14 protein-coding genes are annotated in these 20,051 nt (G+C 44.0%); 8 read left to right on the top strand and 6 right to left on the bottom strand.

Features of this window, described 5'->3' with window-relative positions; translation table 11 throughout:
* Positions 1-3 precede the first annotated feature (3 nt).
* From NH399_RS17855 to NH399_RS25765, 3 genes are all read right to left on the bottom strand, one after another.
* Positions 4-1,500, bottom strand: a complete 1,497-nt coding sequence (locus NH399_RS17855) for a flagellin (protein WP_253042516.1) — start codon at positions 1,498-1,500, stop codon at positions 4-6.
* 812 nt (positions 1,501-2,312) lie between these two features.
* The gene (locus tag NH399_RS17850) at positions 2,313-3,809 is read right to left on the bottom strand and encodes a flagellin (protein WP_253042514.1); all 1,497 of its coding nucleotides are present in this window, start codon (positions 3,807-3,809) and stop codon (positions 2,313-2,315) included.
* An 811-nt stretch (positions 3,810-4,620) separates the two neighbouring features.
* The gene (locus tag NH399_RS25765) at positions 4,621-6,117 is read right to left on the bottom strand and encodes a flagellin (protein ID WP_305885100.1); all 1,497 of its coding nucleotides are present in this window, start codon (positions 6,115-6,117) and stop codon (positions 4,621-4,623) included.
* A gap of 752 nt (positions 6,118-6,869) precedes the next feature.
* Between NH399_RS25765 and NH399_RS17835 the strand changes: the two genes are divergently transcribed.
* From NH399_RS17835 to NH399_RS17825, 3 genes are read left to right on the top strand one after another with little or no spacing between them, the layout of a single operon-like run.
* Positions 6,870-8,027: a DegT/DnrJ/EryC1/StrS aminotransferase family protein gene (locus NH399_RS17835; RefSeq protein WP_253042512.1), complete on the top strand. Its 1,158-nt coding sequence runs from the start codon at positions 6,870-6,872 to the stop codon at positions 8,025-8,027.
* Entirely contained in the window at positions 8,020-9,900 is a 1,881-nt protein-coding gene (locus NH399_RS17830) for a hypothetical protein (protein ID WP_253042510.1), read from the top strand. Before NH399_RS17835 ends, NH399_RS17830 begins: the two co-directional genes overlap by 8 nt.
* A 10-nt stretch (positions 9,901-9,910) precedes the next feature.
* The gene (locus tag NH399_RS17825; RefSeq protein ID WP_253042508.1) at positions 9,911-11,074 is read left to right on the top strand and encodes a class I SAM-dependent methyltransferase; all 1,164 of its coding nucleotides are present in this window, start codon (positions 9,911-9,913) and stop codon (positions 11,072-11,074) included.
* Between the two features lie 28 nt (positions 11,075-11,102).
* Here NH399_RS17825 and rfbA read toward each other — a convergent pair whose 3' ends face one another.
* Genes rfbA through pgi form a run of 3 tightly spaced genes read right to left on the bottom strand, consistent with a single transcriptional unit; the run spans position 11,103 to position 14,684 of the window.
* Positions 11,103-11,975 carry a glucose-1-phosphate thymidylyltransferase RfbA gene (gene rfbA / locus NH399_RS17820; RefSeq protein WP_253042506.1) on the bottom strand — a complete coding sequence of 291 codons (873 nt, stop codon included), beginning with the start codon at positions 11,973-11,975 and terminating at the stop codon, positions 11,103-11,105.
* Positions 11,972-13,033 (bottom strand): dTDP-glucose 4,6-dehydratase, encoded by a 1,062-nt coding sequence (gene rfbB, locus NH399_RS17815; protein WP_253042504.1) that lies wholly within the window; start codon positions 13,031-13,033, stop codon positions 11,972-11,974. Before rfbB ends, rfbA begins: the two co-directional genes overlap by 4 nt.
* A complete protein-coding gene (gene pgi / locus NH399_RS17810) occupies positions 13,011-14,684 on the bottom strand; it encodes a glucose-6-phosphate isomerase (protein ID WP_253042502.1) in 1,674 nt (557 codons plus the stop codon). The genes rfbB and pgi overlap by 23 nt, the downstream gene beginning before the upstream one ends.
* Before the next feature lie 951 nt (positions 14,685-15,635).
* Here pgi and NH399_RS17805 point away from each other — a divergent pair.
* The 5 genes from NH399_RS17805 to NH399_RS17785 are packed head-to-tail and all read left to right on the top strand — an operon-like array spanning position 15,636 to position 20,049.
* Positions 15,636-17,087, top strand: coding sequence for an MBL fold metallo-hydrolase (locus NH399_RS17805; RefSeq protein WP_253042500.1), 1,452 nt, complete (start codon positions 15,636-15,638; stop codon positions 17,085-17,087).
* Entirely contained in the window at positions 17,057-18,034 is a 978-nt protein-coding gene (locus tag NH399_RS17800) for a GNAT family N-acetyltransferase (RefSeq protein WP_253042498.1), read from the top strand. Before NH399_RS17805 ends, NH399_RS17800 begins: the two co-directional genes overlap by 31 nt.
* Complete coding sequence (locus NH399_RS17795; protein ID WP_253042496.1) at positions 18,034-18,666, top strand: bifunctional 2-polyprenyl-6-hydroxyphenol methylase/3-demethylubiquinol 3-O-methyltransferase UbiG; 633 nt, start codon at positions 18,034-18,036, stop codon at positions 18,664-18,666. Before NH399_RS17800 ends, NH399_RS17795 begins: the two co-directional genes overlap by 1 nt.
* Entirely contained in the window at positions 18,659-19,126 is a 468-nt protein-coding gene (locus tag NH399_RS17790) for a GNAT family N-acetyltransferase (RefSeq protein ID WP_253042494.1), read from the top strand. Before NH399_RS17795 ends, NH399_RS17790 begins: the two co-directional genes overlap by 8 nt.
* A complete protein-coding gene (locus NH399_RS17785) occupies positions 19,123-20,049 on the top strand; it encodes a hypothetical protein (RefSeq protein WP_253042492.1) in 927 nt (308 codons plus the stop codon). Before NH399_RS17790 ends, NH399_RS17785 begins: the two co-directional genes overlap by 4 nt.
* Positions 20,050-20,051 lie beyond the last annotated feature (2 nt).

The following is a 20,051-nucleotide window of genomic DNA, read 5'->3' as shown; positions in this document are numbered from 1 at the left end:
AGCTTACTGTAGAAGCGCCAATACCGACTGAGAAGACGAATTAGCCTGCGAAAGAATCGATAAACCAGCTTGTTGCAGTACCTGATTTTTCGCTAACTCTGAAGTTTCCAGAGCGAAATCTGCATCTCTTACACGAGAACGTGCAGAAGATACATTTTCAGATACGTTTTGCAGGTTGCTGATTGTGGAACTCAAGCGATTTTGCACCGAACCTAAACTAGAACGGAAACTATCGATTGAAGCAATCGCACCATCAACGATACCCAAAGCATCTTGAGCACCTTCTGCAGTTGCAATGTCAATGCTGGCAACGGATGATACTGTTGAACCACCACTTGTCGCTGCTGCAAACTCGGTTGCTGCACCACTGAATGTGAAACCACTACGGCCACCGTCAATACGTACAACACCGGTTGCTAAGGTTGAGTCTGTGCCGCCACTGGTTAGAGTGACATCAGCAGAGCCAGCCGCAGCTGCCGTGTTAGCAAAGTTACGAGAACGAACAGTTACTGTAGTGTTAGTACCGTTACTGGTAGTGTAATCACCAATACCAATATCATCACCGGTTTCACTGATTAAAGTTAGGTTACCAGAGTCATCCGCAGAAGCACTGATACCTGTTACACCACTTTTCTCGTTGATGGCATCAGCAACCGCACTTAAGTCGTTAGCATCGGTAATACTGGCTGCAAAGCTTTCTGCTGTTGTGTTGTCACCCGTTAAAGTGAATGACACAGAACCTGTACCAAAAGCAGAAAGTCGCACAACATTTCGAGCATCCGCAGTAACACCTGTGCTAGCAGAGTTTTGGTTAACGGTTAACGCTACATTTTCTGCAGTGTCATTCGCTGCAACAGCCAAAGTCGCAGTACCCAAGTTACCAATAACAGCAAAGGATGCCGCAGCAGCCAAACCATTACTTGCAGGGATACTGTTGGCAGCGGCAAGCGCATCACCAAAAATACTACCGTCTAAGTCAACAGAGTTACGGCCAATATCAGTTGCTCGTGAAGAACCGATACTTACTGCAACGGTTTCGTTGGCTTCTGAACCCACCTGGAATAGCTGGCTACCAAAAGTACCATTCAATAGATTTCGTCCACCGAATGCAGTTGTTTCTGAGATACGATTTAACTCAGTCTGCAACTGACCAACCTCTTGCTGTAGTGCTGCTCGGTCTTGCGCGCTGTTTGAACCATTGGCTGATTGCACCGACAGATCACGAATACGTTGCAGAATGTTGGTGGCTTCCTGCAATGCACCCTCAGCGGTTTGTGCTAGTGAGATACCATCATTCGCGTTACGTACTGCCTGGCCTAAACCGCCTATCTGAGAAGTCAGACGATTTGAAATCTGTAGACCCGCCGCATCATCTGCCGCACTGTTAATGCGCAAACCAGATGACAGACGCTGGAAGCTCGATCGCAACGAATTGTTGGACTCATTTAGTGATCGCTGCGCGTTAAGCGAAGCGACGTTCGTTTGTATAACGTTACCCATTTGTAGATCTCCTGAACCTTTGATAGCCCGTCTGAGAAACAGACATTACAAAGTGTTGAAAGAAAGTGAAGCGCTGAGAACGCCTCGATCACAGTATCGGCCTCAAAAAAACCGTCTTTAAATTATTTTCAAAGATCTTTGTTTTTTTTTACGGCTTAGCTGTTTACGATCTAACAAATGGTATTTTTAAATGAGTTTGTTATAAGGCCCTTATGGACCTCTATTCTAAGTTGAATTCTATGCTGCGCTCTAAAAGCCTCCATATCTGGTTTTTACGTCCTTGTGGCAGCAAAGACACGTGGTATAAGTGATCAGAGTAGGTTGGTGTTACCTATCTAACCTATATCAGCCGACTATTTCAGCTGATATGAAAATATTGGGGATAAATGCCTTACCTCGGGTTGGCCAAGTAGGGAGCTGTTTGGTGGACAGTACTCTCAATACTTAGCCTTGCTGAGAAAGCGTTTTTCCCGTTACAAGATAGTTATCGGCACGGGAATTCCCAACATAAGGATTTTATTAAAAATAATTGAGATATTATGTGATTTATTTTTAGCAAACGGTGTACGTACATAAAGTAGCTATATATACCCGTCGCCTTTCAAGGTGCAGCGGTGTTGGCTGCGCGCACTCACCCCAATCACTTAGTAAAGCTAAGCTCAGGGGGCTCGCTTGCTGGCCGCCTACCTGCACCTTGAAATACTTTGGGTATAGGAAGAAGGGGAGAAGAAGTGAGTAAAGCAAAATAGGCGTACAGAAAAGAAAAAACACCGGCATACCGAAGGTATACCGGTGAATATGGATAATGTTCGTTATTGTAACAAGGATAATATGGATTGGCTGGAAGCATTCGCCTGAGACAAGATTGATGTGCCTGCCTGTTGTAATACCTGGTTTTTGGCGAGCTCAGATGTTTCATGGGCAAAGTCGGCGTCTCGAATAGCAGAACGAGCAGCCGAAACATTTTCTGAAATATTTTGCAGGTTAGCGATGGTCGCGCTAAGACGATTTTGAACTGCACCTAAGCTGGATCTAAAGCTGTCAATTGAAGCAATCGCGCCATCGATGACGCCTAATGCATCTTGCGCTCCTTCCGCTGTTGCAATATCAATGCTGGCAACGGAAGATACCGCTGAGCCACCTAAAGCCGTTGCTGAAAACTCAGTACTGGCACCACTAAACGTAAAGCCACTTCTGCCTCCATCAATACGAACTATTCCTGTTGCCAAAGTAGAGTCTGTACCACCGCTTGTTAAAGTGACATCAGCGGAGCCCGCTGCGTTACCAGTATTGGCAAAATTTCTTGACCGAACAGTGACTGTGGTATTGGTTGTATTGCTGGTAGTGTAGTCACCAATACCAATATCGTCACCAGTTTCGCTAATCAGTGTCAAATTTCCTGAATCATCGGCAGAAGCCGTAATTCCTGTAACACCACTTTTTTCGTTGATAGCGTCAGCCATTGCACTTAGATCATTGGTATCAGTGATACTGGCGGCAAAACTTTCTGCTGCTGTATTGTCACCCGTTAAATTAAAGGATACGGAACCTGTACCGAATCCCGACAATCTAATAACATTTCGAGCATCGGCAGATACGCCAGTCGTCGCAGAGTTTTGGTTAACCGTTAAAGCAACATTTTCTGCCGTATCATTAGCTGCGACGGCAAGCGTTGCGGCTCCCAGGTTGCCAATAACAGCAAAGGAAGCCGCTGCTGCTAATCCATTGCTTGCTGGGATGGTGTTGGCAGCTGCTAGTGCATCTCCAAAAATACTTCCGTCGAGATCATGAGAGTTGCGACCGATAGAGGTTGCTTTTGCCGAACCAATACTTACTGCTACGGTTTCATTAGCTTCAGAACCTACCTGAAATAACTGACTGCCAAAGGTTCCGTTTAACAAGTTGCGACCACCAAAAGCCGTGGTTTCTGCAATTCGATTGAGCTCTGTTTGCAACTGACCCACTTCTTGTTGCAGTGCTGCTCTGTCTTGAGCACTGTTAGAACCATTGGATGATTGGATGGATAGATCTCGAATTCGCTGCAAAATATTGGTTGCTTCTTGAAGTGCTCCTTCTGCGGTTTGTGCTAACGAAATTCCATCATTCGAGTTACGAACGGCTTGACCCAAACCACCAATCTGAGAAGTTAGACGATTTGAAATTTGTAGACCCGCAGCATCATCTGCTGCACTGTTGATTCTTAAACCCGAAGATAAACGCTGAAAACTTGTACGTAAGTCATTATTTGAAGATGTTAACGCGCGCTGCGCATTTAAAGACGACACATTCGTCTGGATTACATTACCCATTTTGTAGATCTCCTAACCTTCGATATCTGCCTGAGAAGCAAATTTACAAAGTGTTGAAAAGTTTATTGTGTGAGCCGCTGAGAACGTCTCATGGATGGGTATCGACTGTGGGATATGCGACTTTAATATTTTATTAAAAAAATAATTTTAAAAGATCGTTTTACGTGTGGATTTAAAGCGTAGTTTAGCTAAAAAGTTTGATTATGAAGAGCAAGAAAAAGAATAGGGGTGGAGTGGGGTGTTACACCTTATATCGGCATGCATTAAGTCAACTTTAAAAAAATGTGGTAAAAATAAACTAATCGGCGCCAATTACTTTATCGTTACCACTTTTTTGAGTTTTAATGCGGATTTTTTAAAAGGATAAAAAACAGACCACCAATCTGAATTTTATTGTTCTTAAAGTTTCCACAGGTGTTATTTACTCACTTTGAGTAAATAGAATGTTTGCTGTGAGCAAACTTATCAAAGTAACTTAAAGACTGGTGAGAACCAGCAATCTCTTATTCGTGTTATTTATTAATAATGCCTGAGTTCATTATTTAAATATTCGCTGACTAGAGCACTGAGAATACTCACAGCACACAAATGCATGATTCGTTACTCCGAACTATTATTATCATTATTTTTTATACGACAACTTGCCCTATGACATCAGGCAATGCTATAACATAACTGCAACTGTAGTTACGTAAAAACTGGCGAGCTGCCACTCGCCAGTAAAGTGAGACGCCATGTTTCAGTTGTCGTACGGAAGGGGGGCGTCGCTTGTATCAGTGTTCATTCATTCAAATCCTCTCTCAGTTTGAAATTAACCTTGGATTAACTGCAATACTTGCTGGCTTGATGCGTTAGCTTGCGTTAACACGGATAAACCTGCAGATTGCAGCACCTGATTTTTCGCTAGCTCCGACGTTTCTTGTGCGTAGTCGGTATCACGAATTCTTGAACGAGCTGCTGCTGCGTTTTCTGCGATGTTATCAACGTTTACAATGGTTGATGACAATCGATTTTGAACCGCACCAAGACTGGCTCGAAAAGCGTCGATAGAGCTGATGGCTCCATCAATAATACTAATAGATGATTGCGCACCTTCGGGGGTGCTCACGTTGATACTGGAAACAGCGGTTAAACTAGAACCACCTTGTGTACCAGCAGCGAATTGAGTGGTTGAACCGGAGAAAGTAAAACCATTGCCACCACCATTAAGACGCACAACTCCAGTTACCAGGGCAGAGTCTGTACCGCCTGATGTTAGAGTTACAGTGGCTGCACCAGATGCATTGGCAGTGTTATCAAAGTTGCGCGCAATCATATCAACGGTTGTGTTGGTCGTATTATTGGTTGTGAAGTTTCCAATACCAATGTTTTCACCGTTTTCAGAAATAAGATTGAGGTTTCCTTTGTTGTCAGCAACCGCAACCACACCGGTTTGTCCTGTGACTTGGTTGATTGCGTTGGCAACAGAACTCAAGTCGGTGACATCGGCAATGGAACCTGCAATGCTAACTGGAGCACCACTGGAACCTGTAATTTCAAAAGAAATACTACCAACGCCAAAACCTGATAAGCGCACATTGGTTCGTGCATCGGCAGATACACCTGTGGCTGGACTATCCTGGTTCACCAATAATGCAGCTTCTCTTGCCGTTGCATCATTTGGAATAACAATAGAGGCGTTACCTAGGCCACCGGTTAACGAAACCGTTGCTGCAGTAAGTCCATTCGCAGTTGGAGGTGTGTTGGCCGCGGCCGAGACACTACCAAATATGGTGCCATCAAATTCTGTACTGTTTCTGCCAATTAAATCACCAGAAGCTGAACCAATACTTACGGTTACCGTTTCGTTTGCAAGTGATCCCACCTGGAAAGTTTGACTGCCGAAAGTTCCATCGAGCAAACGTTTTCCACCAAAGGCAGTGGTGTCTGCTATTCGATTAATCTCAGCTTGAAGCTGACCGACTTCTGCTTGAAGTGCAGCGCGTTCTTGAGGACTGTTAGAGCCGTTTGCAGATTGGATGGATAAGCTTCGAATTCGTTGCAAAATGTTGGTTGCTTCTTGAAGCGCACCCTCCGCAGTTTGTGCGAGAGAGATACCATCGTTAGCATTTCGAACTGCTTGCTTTAGACCACCTATCTGTGATGTTAAGCGATTACTGATTTGTAATCCGGCTGCATCGTCTTTTGCACTGTTAATGCGTAGACCTGATGACAGTCTCTGGAACGTTGTTTGTAAGTTTTCGCCGGAGCGAAATAAATTTCTTTGTGCATTCAACGAAGACACATTAGTCGCTATGACGTTACCCATTCGTTACTCCTTAATACTGTTCAATCGCTGAATTACAGCGGTGTTCAAGCACTAAATATTGGTAATACGAAAGGCAATACTGAGAATATTTCTTTCGAACAGTTGCAAATATCGAATTGTTTTTATTTCAATTTGCAAGTTACGGCGGACCCTGAGCAATCCATCCGAAGTGAGGTCAGATAGTTGAGTTGTTTCTGACTTACTCACACTATCGGCGCAGGATTTTTTGACTTTAGAAAAAACACAGATTTTTTTCTTATTTTTTCTAAAAGCGGCAAACTCTGTATTGAGGAGGTAAATTTATGCCGCTCACAAAAGGTAAGTAAGAGCTTTGCAACGGCTTACAAGAGAAAAAGTCAGTCAAGGATCAACAGTCTCTAATCGATAACAGAGATGTTTTAGTTCAGACTATAATAAAGCTAGGTATTTATGAATTAACTTACACCCGTCGCCTTTCAAAGTGCAGTGATGTCGGCTGCACTCTGAAAGACTTTAGCTATTAAGTGGATAAACAAGTGCAGTGAGTGCCATTGCCGCGATACTTACTTCTGGCATTAAATTTGCGAATGTATCTAGATAACTTGTTGGTCGATAGCCTACTTTACGATAACTAGAGGTATTTTTAGTCCGGTAGATATGAACGCTCAATACATACCCAAAGTATTTCAAGGTGCGCGTAGCGCTGCAACTTGAACAGCATCGCTGCACCTTGAAAGGCGACGGGTATAGAAAGGTTAATAAAGAGATAATCGATGAAACCATTGGATCAAGAGCAAGCCATTGCCTGTCTGGTTCCGAGTTTACCGGCGCCTGATGAGCTACTGCCTTATTTAAATCGGATGGCGGAGACTCGTTGGTACAGTAATCAGGGGCCTTTGTATAGCGAGTTTAAACAAGCCGTGATTGCTCAGCTATCGTCACGAAACCCAGAGCTTCCTCCTGTACATGGTGAAGTGGTCAGTTCTGGCACGGCAGCGCTTGAGTTGGCCTTGATGGCGTTAAAACTGGCACCGGGTTCTTATGTGTTGGTTCCTGCGCTGACTTTTGTGGCTTCTGCACTGGCGGTTTTGCGAGTAGGGTTGGTGCCCGTTATTTGTGATATTGATGCCGACAGCTGGCAGTTAACGCCTGATATGGCAAAAAAGGTGGCGAACCAACGACCTATCGCTGCGGTACTGCCCGTTGCTACCTTTGGTATTCCGGTAGAGACAAAGCCCTGGGATGATTTTGTTGAAGACACTCAGATCCCTGTGGTCATTGATGCCGCGGCAGCTTTCGCGGAACAAAAGGTTGGTCAGCGCAGTAACCTTGTAGTGAGTTTTCATGCGACTAAGCTCTTGGGGATTGGTGAAGGAGGAGGGGTGTTTTCGCGTCAACCTGACTTTATTGAAGCGATACACAAGTGCAGCAACTTTGGTTTGCATCAGGGAGCTTCTCAAGAAACTGGCTTTAACGCCAAATTAAGTGAATATCATGCAGCGGTAGGGCTAGCACAACTTGCTCGCTGGCCTGAGCTTTATCAAGGCTACCGTGAGTGTCATCGTTGGTATATGGAACGAATCAATCATTGGTCTGGGATCAGCTCTCAACCTGGTGCCGAGCACTTTACCCCGGGTGTCGAGGTCTTGTTGCTTGAGTGCGAAGCCGACTTTGTACAGTCACAGTTGCAGCGGCAATCCATCGAAACTCGGCGTTGGTATTATCCTGCGCTTCATTGCCATCCTGCGATATTGTCAAAATCTGAGTTAGCAACAGAACCTGGGCAAGATGGATTGGCGGTTGTTGATCGAATGTCACAATACTTATTAGGATTTCCTTATCATCTTTATTTAACAGAGCAGGAGGTTGATAGGGTGATGCAAGCCATTGGTGAGTTAACACCATTAAAGGGAGTAGCTTCACATGCCTGAGCAAAAACTTAGTGTTGATGAGCTAGAATTTGCTGTCTATCAAAAAGATGAAAAAACGGCATTAAAAACGCTCATTGCTCTGCTTTGTCAAATTGAAGATGACGAGCGTCTTAACGATCCCAGTGCTTTATTTGGTGAGCAGAGTTTAGTCGTGATGCATGCAACCCGAATATGCAGTGCGTTTATGGCATTGATTTGCCGTCGAAATATGCATTTGTCTTATGACAATTATGTGGCGCTATCGATACATAAAAGCACCATTACCTCGTTGTTTTCTATCAGTGGCTTTGCCGGAACTCAGGTCGGTTTAGAACACACTAAAAAGTTATTCGAGAATCAGTCCAAGAAGGACGCCTCCAATCTTCATAAACGCTTGCTGTTCACTCGTCTAGAAGATGTCGACGAAGCTTTTATTCATGAATTAGAGGCCATGGATAAAAATGTAGCCATAGTGGCCATTTTAGCTCTACTGACGACTCGAGTGGTTATGAACGAAGCGGCTTATGTAGGCCGAGAACAACTTTTGAGCTTAGGGCCGCTAATGAGTTCTGGCGCTAAGTTACCCGATCCTTTCTTATCTCAGTTCGCCACGGCCTGGATGTTATGCAGTTATGCGCAGCGTGAAGACAAGCATGTCTTTAAATTTCACATGAATCAGTTGATGAAAAACCGACTGGAAGATGGGAAAGTTGTCGTACCCGTAGTGAACCGTGTAGACGTGAACAAAGAGCGACCCAAAATGGTCGTGATAGCTGAAGCCTTTAGCTCTGGCCACTCGGTGTATCGATGCTATGCCGACTATATTCGACAGATTAAAGAAAAATACGAAGTGGTATTAGTGGCAATGGAGAGCTCTGTAGATGATAAAGGCAAAGAACTCTTTGATGCCGCCCGAACTTTTTCATTAGAAGAAAACTCATTAAATGATGTAGTGCAGTTGATTGCAAAAGAACAGCCAGATGTTGTCTTTTATCCCAGTATCGGCTTAGCGGCATGGACCGTCGCTTTGGTTTCTGTGCGTTTTGCTCCCATCCAAATTATGGCACCAGGACATCCTGCTTCATCCGTCAGTGATGCCATTGATTATATGTTGTCAGAAGAATCTTTGGTAGGTGACCCAGCGTGCTACACCGAAAAAATACTACTGATAGAAGGCGGCACCGAAACCATGATGCCTCCGCCGGGCGAAAAACTGCCACTGCCAGAGCCACGAAAAAGTCCCGATGTGGTTCGTATTGCCGTTAACAGTATCAGCTTTAAGATAGGGGTGCCGTTTTTAGCCGCATGCCAAATGATCAATCAACAGTGTAAACGTCCAATCGAGTGGTTGTTTTTTACCTACGAAAAAGAAGTTGGCTATTACGAAGCCTCTTTGAATATTTCTCAGTGGCTGCCCAATGCCCAGGTAGTGCCTCGTTTAATGTACAACCAGTATCTCCATGTGCTTAGCCTCACGGATATGGCTGTAGGAACTTTTCCATTTGCTGGTAGTAACACCAATGTCGATCTGACACGTCTGGGAATTCCTAAAGTGTATTTTCTCGGCAATGAAATTCATTCCCGTGCCGATATGATTATTTATGATCACTTTGAGTTACCCGACTGGCTGTGTTGTTCGGATATTGAGAGTTGGTGTCAGTCGGTGATTCGCCTGGCCGAAGATGATGAAGCGCGTTATCAGATCAGTCAATCGTTGATCCAACAGAAACCACAAGAACGACTCATGGTGACCGAAGACAAATCTATCAATGGATTTTTGAACGCAGTTGATTGGGCGTGGCAGCACCATGATGCCATTATGGACAGTGGAGAAACCATTATTCGTCCGCAAGTGGCTGAGGCTCCGCTTCTTGTAACCGAATCCTGTGATTAAGGAACCTGCTATGACTTTAGTAAGCACCCAGCCCACGTTTCAAGGCACCGCTGCTTCAGTGGGTGATGGTGTTCGATTACTGGTGTTTCCTCTGGATATTGATATCGCGGCCAATATAGTTAAGTGTGCTCGCAGTATGCAATGTTATGTCGCGGGTTCCAGTTCTGTAATGGAAAATGCTGGGCAACATTCATTGGATGATTTCTTTCACTTGCCATTTATTACCGAAGATCATTTTATTGAAGTGTTGGAAGAAAAAATCAAAGTCTATGACATCACCCATATTTATACGCCTCATTGTGGGATATGGAGTCACCTAAAAAAGCTAGAGCAAGATCCAGATTTTATTCACTTTCATTTATGTCGGCCCAACCCTCATTATGCAGAATGGTCTTTGTTTGTGCCCGGTTATGAATGGGCTGAGCAATGTGTGAATGAATCTTTTGCCCAAGCTTTGCCCGATATCGAAGAGGCGGCTGTAAAACCTACTTTATCAAAAGGTCAGTATGCCGCACTTCATAAACAATTTATTGATATACCTGGCCAGTGTGATGTTTCTAAATTGACGGTATTAACGCAGATGTCTCGCATATTACCGCAAGGAGATATTGTCGAAGTCGGTGCCTTTTATGGGCGTTCTGCGTATGCCATGGCCTGGCTGGCTGCACGTTATCAAATAGGTAACGTGATTTGTGTTGATCCTTGGGAGAATGCCAAGATAGAAACTCAAGGAGCGCAGGCCGAAATTCTCAACGATGAGTTTTCTCAAGATGATGACGTGATTGATTTCGAAAAAGTTTACTGGGGGTTTATTGCCAGTGTCTCTTTGCTAAATAATATTGGTTATATTCGAGACATTTCAAAAGATGCCGTTGATGTTTATCGACAGGCCATTGATAACGGATATTTACGCAGTGAACAGTTAGAGCCGGTTTCTGTTTCTGGCCATATTGCGTTACTCCATATTGATGGCAACCATCGTTACGATCAGGTGTGTTTGGATATCGAAACCTGGGCTCCTTATGTTATGCCCGGAGGATGGATACTCTTGGACGATTATGTCTGGGCATTTGGTGATGGTCCACAGAGAGCAGGAGATGAACTCTTGGCGTCGATGAATTTTGAAGTGGCTTTTTCGGCGAGTGATACCTTATTTATTCGAAAGTCACTTTAGGCTTTATTTTTTTTGGAAATAAAAAGCTTTAACGAGACTCGTTGAGTATCTTTTTCAAGTATTGTCCATAAGAGCTCGCTTGTAACGCATCTGCCTGCTGTTCCAGTTGTTGGTCACTCAGCCATTGATTACGCCAGGCTATCTCTTCCAGACAGGCAACTTTTAGTCCCTGCCTTTTTTCTAGTGTTTGGATAAACTGACCAGCTTCCATCAAGCTATCATGAGTTCCTGCATCCAGCCAGGCAAAGCCACGACCTAGTAACTTCACTTTCAGTCGTTGGTGTTCCAGATACATTTGATTAATACTGGTAATTTCTAATTCGCCTCGAGCCGATGGTTTCACTTCTTTGGCAAAGTCCACTACTTGATTGTCGTAAAAGTAGAGTCCGGTGACTGCATAGTTTGATGTGGGGTTTTGAGGTTTTTCTTCTATGGATACGGCATTGAAATGCTCATCAAAGGTAACCACACCAAAGTTTTCTGGCGTGTTAACTGGATAAGCGAAAACGGTGGCGCCTTCATTTTCTTGACAGACATTGTGTAGCAAAGGGCTGAAGCCTTGACCAAAAAACAGGTTGTCACCTAATACCAAACTTACACTGTCGTTGCCGATAAAGTCTTCCCCAATGGTGAAAGCTTGCGCTAATCCTTCAGGCTTAGGTTGAGTGGCGTATTGCAATTGAATGCCCAGTTGATGTCCATCGTCCAGTAAACGGTGAAATTCTTCATAGGACTCGGGGGAGGTGATGATTAGAATGTCTCGAATACCAGCGAGCATAAGAATAGACAACGGATAATAAATCATAGGCTTATCATACAAAGGCAAAAGATGTTTATTGATGCCTTTTGTTATCGGATGCAGTCGCGTTCCAGAACCACCTGCGAGTATTATTCCTTTCATTGATGTTCCTCTTTGAGTATGGAGGTTATCTTGCTCTGTTGTTGAAGGTACCAATCTATGGTTTGTGTTAAACCTTGTTTTAGAGAGTAATGAGCTTTCCAGCCCAGTTGACGAAGCTTCTGGCTATTGATTGCATAGCAAAGATCATGGCCAGGTCGGTCCTTAACATGAGTGATCAAATCTCTAAACGGCTGGCGTTGGCCTTGAGCGAGGGGCATTTTTTCTTCCAGCAGCTGACAAATCAGGTGAGCCATTTCGAGATTGGTAATACATTCATCTGCACCGATATTATAGTGCTCTCCAATTTTTCCGTGAGTTAGGACGGTGAGTAGTGCAGTTACGTGATCATCAACATACAGCCAATCTCTTATTTGTTGACCATTGCCATAGATAGTCAATGGTAAGGTCTGTGTCGCGTTAGATATTAATTTGGGCAATAGTTTTTCAGGATGCTGAAACGGACCATAGTTGTTAGAGCAGTGAGTAATGACCACTGGCAAGTCATAAGTTCTATACCAGGCATACACCAGATGATCGGATGCCCCTTTGCTGGCCGAATAAGGAGAGCTGGGTTTGTAGGCTGTGGCCTCGGTAAAAGCATTACTGATATTTTCGGCATCACCGTAAACTTCGTCGGTGCTAACATGAAGAAAGCGAAAACTTTGTTGTTGGTTGGTGTCTAATGTTTGCCAATAGTCTCTCATCACTTCCAGAAGCTGAAAAGTACCGACAATATTGGTGGTGATAAAAGGACTTGCCCCGTCAATAGAGCGATCTACATGACTCTCCGCAGCCAAATGCATGACACAATCAGGTTGAAACTCCTGAACTATTTGAGTTAAAGAAGGTGCATCGCAAATATCCACCTGACAATGACGATAACGCTCATGTCTAAGTGCATCAAGCTGAACATTAAATGCTCCTGCGTAGGTTAATTTGTCCAAATTGATAATATGAACGTCGGGGTAGTGAGCGAGTAGATAACGCACCAGGTTTGAGCCAATAAAGCCGCACCCACCTGTGATCAGTATTTTTTTATGATTGATTGGATGATCCATAATGATTTTGTTTTTTTACTGCATTCAGTAATAAAGCGGATGAACTATCATAGTGAGACTGCTGGCTGTCTTGTGGATTCTGAATGTCTGCCAGCATTGACTGAGCCATGCGCTTGCCCATTTCAACACCCCATTGATCAAAAGGATTGATATTCCACAGCGTGGCCATAACAAATACTTTATGCTCGTAGATTGCTAGTAGAGAACCTAAGTTGTAGGGCGTTAAACGATCCATAAGCAAAGTTGAAGAAGGTTGGTCGCCGCGATATTTTAAGTGGGGTGTCGAGTCTCCATCCTTTATTTGGTCGCCAAAAGCCAGTAAGCGACTCTGAGTAATACAGTTTGCGAGCATCAACTTCTCTTGCTCTTGCAAAGCGCGTTGTTGCTCGGTGATATCTGTGGCGTTTTCATAACGACTAATGGGCGCTATAAAATCGCTAGAAACGTAGTGAGTGCCTTGATGCAACAGCTGAAAATAAGCATGTTGGGCATTAGCTCCAACATTTCCCCAAACAATAGGACTGGTTTGACTGGCAACTATTTGCCCGTCATGGGTTACCGCTTTGCCGTTACTTTCCATTTCTAGTTGCGAAAGATAACCGGGAAGATGTCGCATGCGTTCATCGTAGGGCAAAATCGTGTGCGCGTGTATATCTAAAAACGAAGCGTTCCACACAGCAATCAAGCCCATTGTTAAAGGAATATTGTTAGCAATGGGCGCATTGATAACATGTTGGTCAATGGCGTGAGCGCCTGCAAGCAGCTCACGAAAATGTTTCATCCCAAGCTTTATTGCGATGGGCAACCCAATGGCAGACCAAAGTGAAAAACGACCACCAACCCAATCAAAAACTGGCAGCTGATGTTGGATTCCAAACTCTGTCATTCGTTCAGCACTAGAAGACACGCCAATAAAATGATGCTTCATACGTTCATGATATTCACTATCAAGAGAGTGTAACCAGGCTTTGGCAATCTTGGCATTGCCGAGTGTATCGGGAGTTTTAAAGGATTTTGAAGCAACAATAAACAAGGTTGTAGCGGGATTGAGTTTTTTCAACAGACGGTCTATATGGATGCCATCCATGCTGGATACAAAGTGAACCTGCAAATGCTGAGCGTTCTCTGGGACAAACTCATGCAATGCCTGACAGGCGAAGAAGGGGCCAAGATCAGAACCACCGACACCAATGTTAACTACGTCGGTAATAGGTTCGCCTGTACATCCTCGCCAATAGCCTGCATGGAGCTTATGGACGATCAATTCCATCGCATGCAGAGTCGTATGAACTTTTTGTGTGATATCTTCACCCTTTACTACGAGCTTTTGACCTTGCGGAAGCCTCAGAGCCGTATGCAGTGCAGAACGTCCTTCACTTTGATTCACAACAGCGCCGCTCATCATGTTGTCGAATGCACTGATGACTCGGCTGTTCTTTGCTAACTGTGACAGTCGCTGCATAACGTTCAAGTTAACTTTCTGCTTTGAGTAATCTAGTAACAAGTTTTGATGACGAATATGAAAGATATCTGCACGCTTGGGTGTTTTTTGAAAAAGCTGGTGTAGTGTCTCGCGTTTTATTTCTTGGCTGGCATGGCGTAAATGTTTCCATATAAGAAGTGATGATTCATTGCGGATATCGACCTTCATTATAAATTTCCTCAAGCGTTTAGTTTCTTGAACGCTTTTAAGCCAGTTGCGTCAGACATCAAGATTTGTCCGATTACTTATATACCCGTCGCCTTTCAAGGTGCAGCGGTGTTGGCTGCGCGCACTCCCCCCAATCACTTAGGATATCTAAGCTCAAGGGACTCGCTTACTGGCCGCCTACCTGCACCTTGAAATACTTTGGGTATAACTTTGATTTGCAAGCAGTAATCGGTTTTTTGACGTTAATTAAGAGTGAAGCAAAACTTATACCACGGGTCAAGCGCCAGCTTTTTGACGTAAGTACTGTGCGATATTGTGTGAGTACGATCTTGTAAAGCGAATCATCAAGTCGGTCACTTTATTGCTTCCTTATATAGGGTTATCGGCCAATAAGGGGCGCAATGTGAGAATATTTTTAAATTTTTATCTCAAAGCGATTTTTTTGCCTGGTTAAAGAAGTTCAGCTTTATCAGTTTTGAAAGTTGGCACAGTGATTGCTGTGTATTGATTGCTACCGAAAAAGGGGAAAAAGATTTGTAGATCTCCTGAACCTTTGAGGTGGTAATTACTTTCGCGAAGTAAAATCGAGTCCGTAATTGCTGAGAACAGTTATGTTTGGCTCACACGAAGTGAATGATCATACGTTTGCTGAGAACATTCGTATGATTTGACTCTTCGAGAGGGTATATTCCTGTGTAACCTGAGAAATTCGCAGGAAGTTCCTTCAAAATCGTCGTACGGTAGGGGGCTAGCAATAGCCCCTTTTTTTCGCCCGAGATTAATTTGCGGATAAGGCTTGCCGCTTGTGGCCGTCGATGGCAAATTGTGGTGATAAAGTCACAAATAAACTCTAACGATAAATACGTGGCCAAAAGAACAGAGTGAGGAAAAGCTTTTCCTCTTAGCGGTAAAAAGTGACACATTCAATTGAACTCAATGAGGGATGCGGTAATGAGCGAATCGCTAAAGGTCACCTTTGTTTCGCATGCTTGTCTAAGAATAGAAGGCAAGTTTGGCAGTTTGGTATGCGATCCATGGATTCTTAATGAACCCGTTTATAATTTTACTACCTGGAAATTTCCTGCGGCAGTCATGCCTCCCGAAGAGGTTTATAGGCAACTGGACTATGTGTACTTTTCTCACCCACATGAAGATCATTTCCATATACCATCGATTGATTTGATCCCAAGAGACACCTGCATTCTGTTGGCGGAGTATACCTGTAAGCCAGGACTCAGAGCACAAACCATGGAGCGCACACTGCGCGAGATGGGCTTCTATAATATCAAAAAGATAAAGCCCTGGCAGTCGCTGGATCTGGGCGAAGGCAGTGTATTTACTTTGTTACCTGCTTGCGAGACCAAGTGGTGGGATTGGGAAAACTCTGGCTTCGTACTCGAGCAAGACAATTATAAGCTGCTTAATATGAATGATTGTCCTTCTGATAAAGCACTTTATGAACAGGTCGATAAACAGTTTGGTCAAATAGACATTGCTTTTATTCAATACGCCGGGGTTTCCATGTTCCCTGGTTGTTACCGAATGCCGATTGAAGAAATGAAAGCCGCAGTAAAAGAACGTCGCACCAGTTGGATACAGCAACGCAATGTGTTGGAGTATCTTGATATAAAACGTATCGCGCCTTTTGCGGGTGACTTCGCCTGGCTAAGTGATCGCATGTGGCACTGTAACTGGTCTAACCGAGCGACGCCGTTAGAATTTAAAGAGTATGTTGAAACTCACGAACGTGGGGGCGGGGTTGAATTAGTTTTAATGTATCCATCGGATGAGTGGACGCCAGAGTCTGGCATTACAAAAAATCATCCTCCTATTGATTGGAGTCACTACCTTGATCATATAAAGGAAGTGAAAGCACATTATCAATCTAAGATTAGCCAACTGGAACAGTGGATCGACAGCAGCTCTCTTGATGATCTGGAGCAAAGAACACGAACACATATCGCTTATCTGCAGCAATGGATCTATCAGGAAGATATTGTGTTTGATGTGAGAGTCAGGTTCGTTGTTGAGTGGAATCAAAAACACTTTAACTTTGTGATTGATAGTAGTGTTGAAGAGGGCGTCCGTTTTCTATGGGATGATTCTGATGAGGTTGATCAGACCTTATATATTAATGAATTTATCTGGGCAGCCGTGGTTGAAGGCAAAATGCTGATGAATAATTTGCAGTGGGCTGCCGAAAACAATCAACATGTTCCTTTTCGTCTTGAGATCGCTCACTTCTGGTTCTGGTTTGAGACACACATTGACCTCAATAACCGCAATAGTCAGGCCTTAGTTGACTCGGTATTGCATCCTCAACTATCGAAACGATTGCGACCTGAACATGGTGTGTTTACTCAACCAAACGAATGGCAGTTGCCGTGGCTCAATCGTCACTAAGTCATATAGAATGGATTTTGGCCAGCGAACGACAACGCTGGCTTCAAGCTTTGCATCCGCTCACAACCGGACCGGGATTTTGCCCAGATTATCTCTCTGCTTTGTATTCTGATATTGCCTTAATTAAATACTCGGATGACCAATCATATTGGGTTTGTCCTGTTTTAGAACGTTCTTATCAGGGCCATAAAGATTGGTACTCTCCTTATGGTTGGTCTGGCCTGTGTGGTTATGGATTGGATAACGCATTATCGCAATTCAATGATTATGCGATTGAACAAAACTCGGTTTGCAGTTATCTGGTACAGGGGCCAGAGAGTGAGCCTTTTAATGAAGCCAGCGATCACTATCGCACTATTTATAAAGTCACTCTTAGCTCGAAAGTTGATGAGATGTTTGCTCAGTTAAGTAAAACTTCTCGTTACGAGGTGCGCAAGTGGGAACAGATGAACCTATTGGTTTGTGATAATAAGCGCAAAGCATTACCTGAACTGCTGCAACTATATCGCCATAATTTAGAGCAGAAGCAGGCAGGCCATATATACTTTCATATATTAGAGTCGTTAAAGCGTCTTATCGAATTGGATACCACCTGGGTGTTCTGCATCTGGGAAAATAACAAACTTGTGGCGGCCAATGTATTTATCGTTGCCAATAACAGGGCGGACTATTTTGTTGCGAGCTTTTCTGAAGAAGGCAAAACACATAGCCGTGGATTATTGTGGCATGGCATGTGTGAGTTGGCAAAGAGGGGCATAGTGTCATTAAACCTCGGTGGAGGCATCAGCGAAGACGATGGATTAGCCCGTTTTAAAAAGAGCATGGGAGGCACAGAAGTGCGTTGCAATGTATTGAAGCAAGTTCATAATCAACCCGTATTTGATAAGCTCTGTTCTAAGGCCAAACCCTCTCAATTTTTCCCTCCTTATTATTCGGGTTCAAGTTAATGGATTATCGAGTACTGGCCCAACATTATGAAGAATGTTTACAACGTCATGGCGCATCAGCAAAAGGGATGGACTGGCCAAGCGAAGAGAGTTTAAATGTGCGCTTTCAGGTTATGGCTGATTTACTTCAATATTTTAAGCCTGGAAGTTTGTTGGATGTTGGTTGCGGAGCTGGTTTGTTTTATGACTTTGTTAAACAGTATGAGCCAGCGCAGGGCTGGCAGTACCGAGGGCTGGATATCTCTGAGAAAATGATCGCCGCTGCCCACCAGCGATGGGATGAGTCGTTATTTTGGCAGCAAGATATTTTGCAACAACCTTTGGCCGATAACAGTGTGGATGTATGCGTTATGAATGGCGTGTTAACTGAGAAGTTGTCTTTGTCTTATGACGATATGATGCAGTTTGCTAAAGCCATGATCTCTGCCTGTTTTAAAGCATCAAGACAAGGCGTCGCTTTTAACGTTATGAGCAATCAGGTGGACTGGTGTCGTCCCGACCTGTTTCATGTGTCTTGTGATGAGCTAGGCTTTTGGTTGAGAAAAAATATATCACCGCATTTTATAATGCGTCAGGATTACGGATTGTACGAATATACCGTTTACGTTTATAAAGAGGCTAATCATGGTTGAGACTTTTTCTCTGCATCATATTAAGGATGTTCACAAATTATTGGTAGAGATGATTCAACAAGATCTTGGCGCGCTTAATGAAACGGCAAGAAAAGATTACATACAGAGCTGGGATCAAGACAAGCTTACGCACTGGGTTCACCAAAAACAACAGGTATCTCTGGTCTATCATGAACAAGGGCAGGTTTTGGGTGCGCTTTTGGGGACTCCTCATGAGAGTGGCGTCGCCACTGTGATTTGGCTAGTCGTTGATAAGTCGGCTCGTGGACGAAGTATCGGCAAGCAACTGATGCTTCGTGCGGCCGAAGAGTATCGCGAGTTAGGAGCACATAAAATTAAACTGACCGTTCCCGATAAAAACAGCAAACGGTTTTATGAACATATCGGACTTGAAGAAGAAGCTTATTTACGTAAGCACTGGTATCAAGTCGACTTTTGGCAGATGGGGTGGCAATTGTGAAATGGAATAAACTGGGGTGTATCTACAGCGTTGAAAACGAAAATAACTGGATGGTTTCTCATGCTCAGTTACCGACACCATTTTTAATGGATGATCGTATTCGTGTGTTTATTATGACAAGAAATGCACAGAATATGAGTCGCATAGGGTTTGTTGATCTGGATCGACAGCAACCCGATAAAGTCTTAGGTATTTCACAAAAGCCTGCACTTGATCTCGGACCCTGTGGTGGGTTTGATGATAGAGGGGTCGCACCCAGTTGCATGGTTGAAGTCAATGGCCGCTGGTTAATGTATTTTGTTGGCATTACGCCCAAGGTGACGGTGCCATTAAGCTATGCGATAGGTGTTGCCGAGTATGATCATGCCTCAGAAACCTTTAAGCGTTTGTATCCAGGGCCCGTTGTTGATCGAACACCTCATGAGTGTTTTTTATTTACTTCGCCTTTTGTCCATCACTATCAACAAGAATGGCGTATGTATTACACCTCTGGCACTGGATGGGTGGATATAAATGACACGCCAGAAATGCTCTATGACATCAAATTGGCTCAATCCTCTTGCGGCACACTTTGGCAACGACCTAATCACAGTTGTTTGCAGCCAGACTATCCAGAAGAAGCACTTGCCAGACCCTGGATCATAGAAACTGATCAGGGTTTGACCATGTATTACTGTCATCGTGGTAGTCGAGGCTTTCGCGAAGGACAAAACGCTTATGCCATAGGGCAGGCGACTTCTCAAGACGGAATGCAATGGGAGCGCTTACCTGATCCACCTGACCTGGGGCCTTCGGAACAAGGTTGGGATTCGCAAATGACCGCTTACCCTGCGTTACTAAAAGTCGATGGCCGTTATCTGATGTTTTATAACGGCAATGGATTCGGTAAAAGTGGTTTTGGTATAGCAGAGCTGGTGGAATAGAG

The organism is Pleionea sp. CnH1-48 (assembly GCF_024124665.1).
Lineage (GTDB): Bacteria > Pseudomonadota > Gammaproteobacteria > Enterobacterales > Kangiellaceae > JAMXSB01.
Note: the sequence above shows the minus strand (reverse complement) of the source record. Positions and strands in the feature narration are given on the sequence as shown.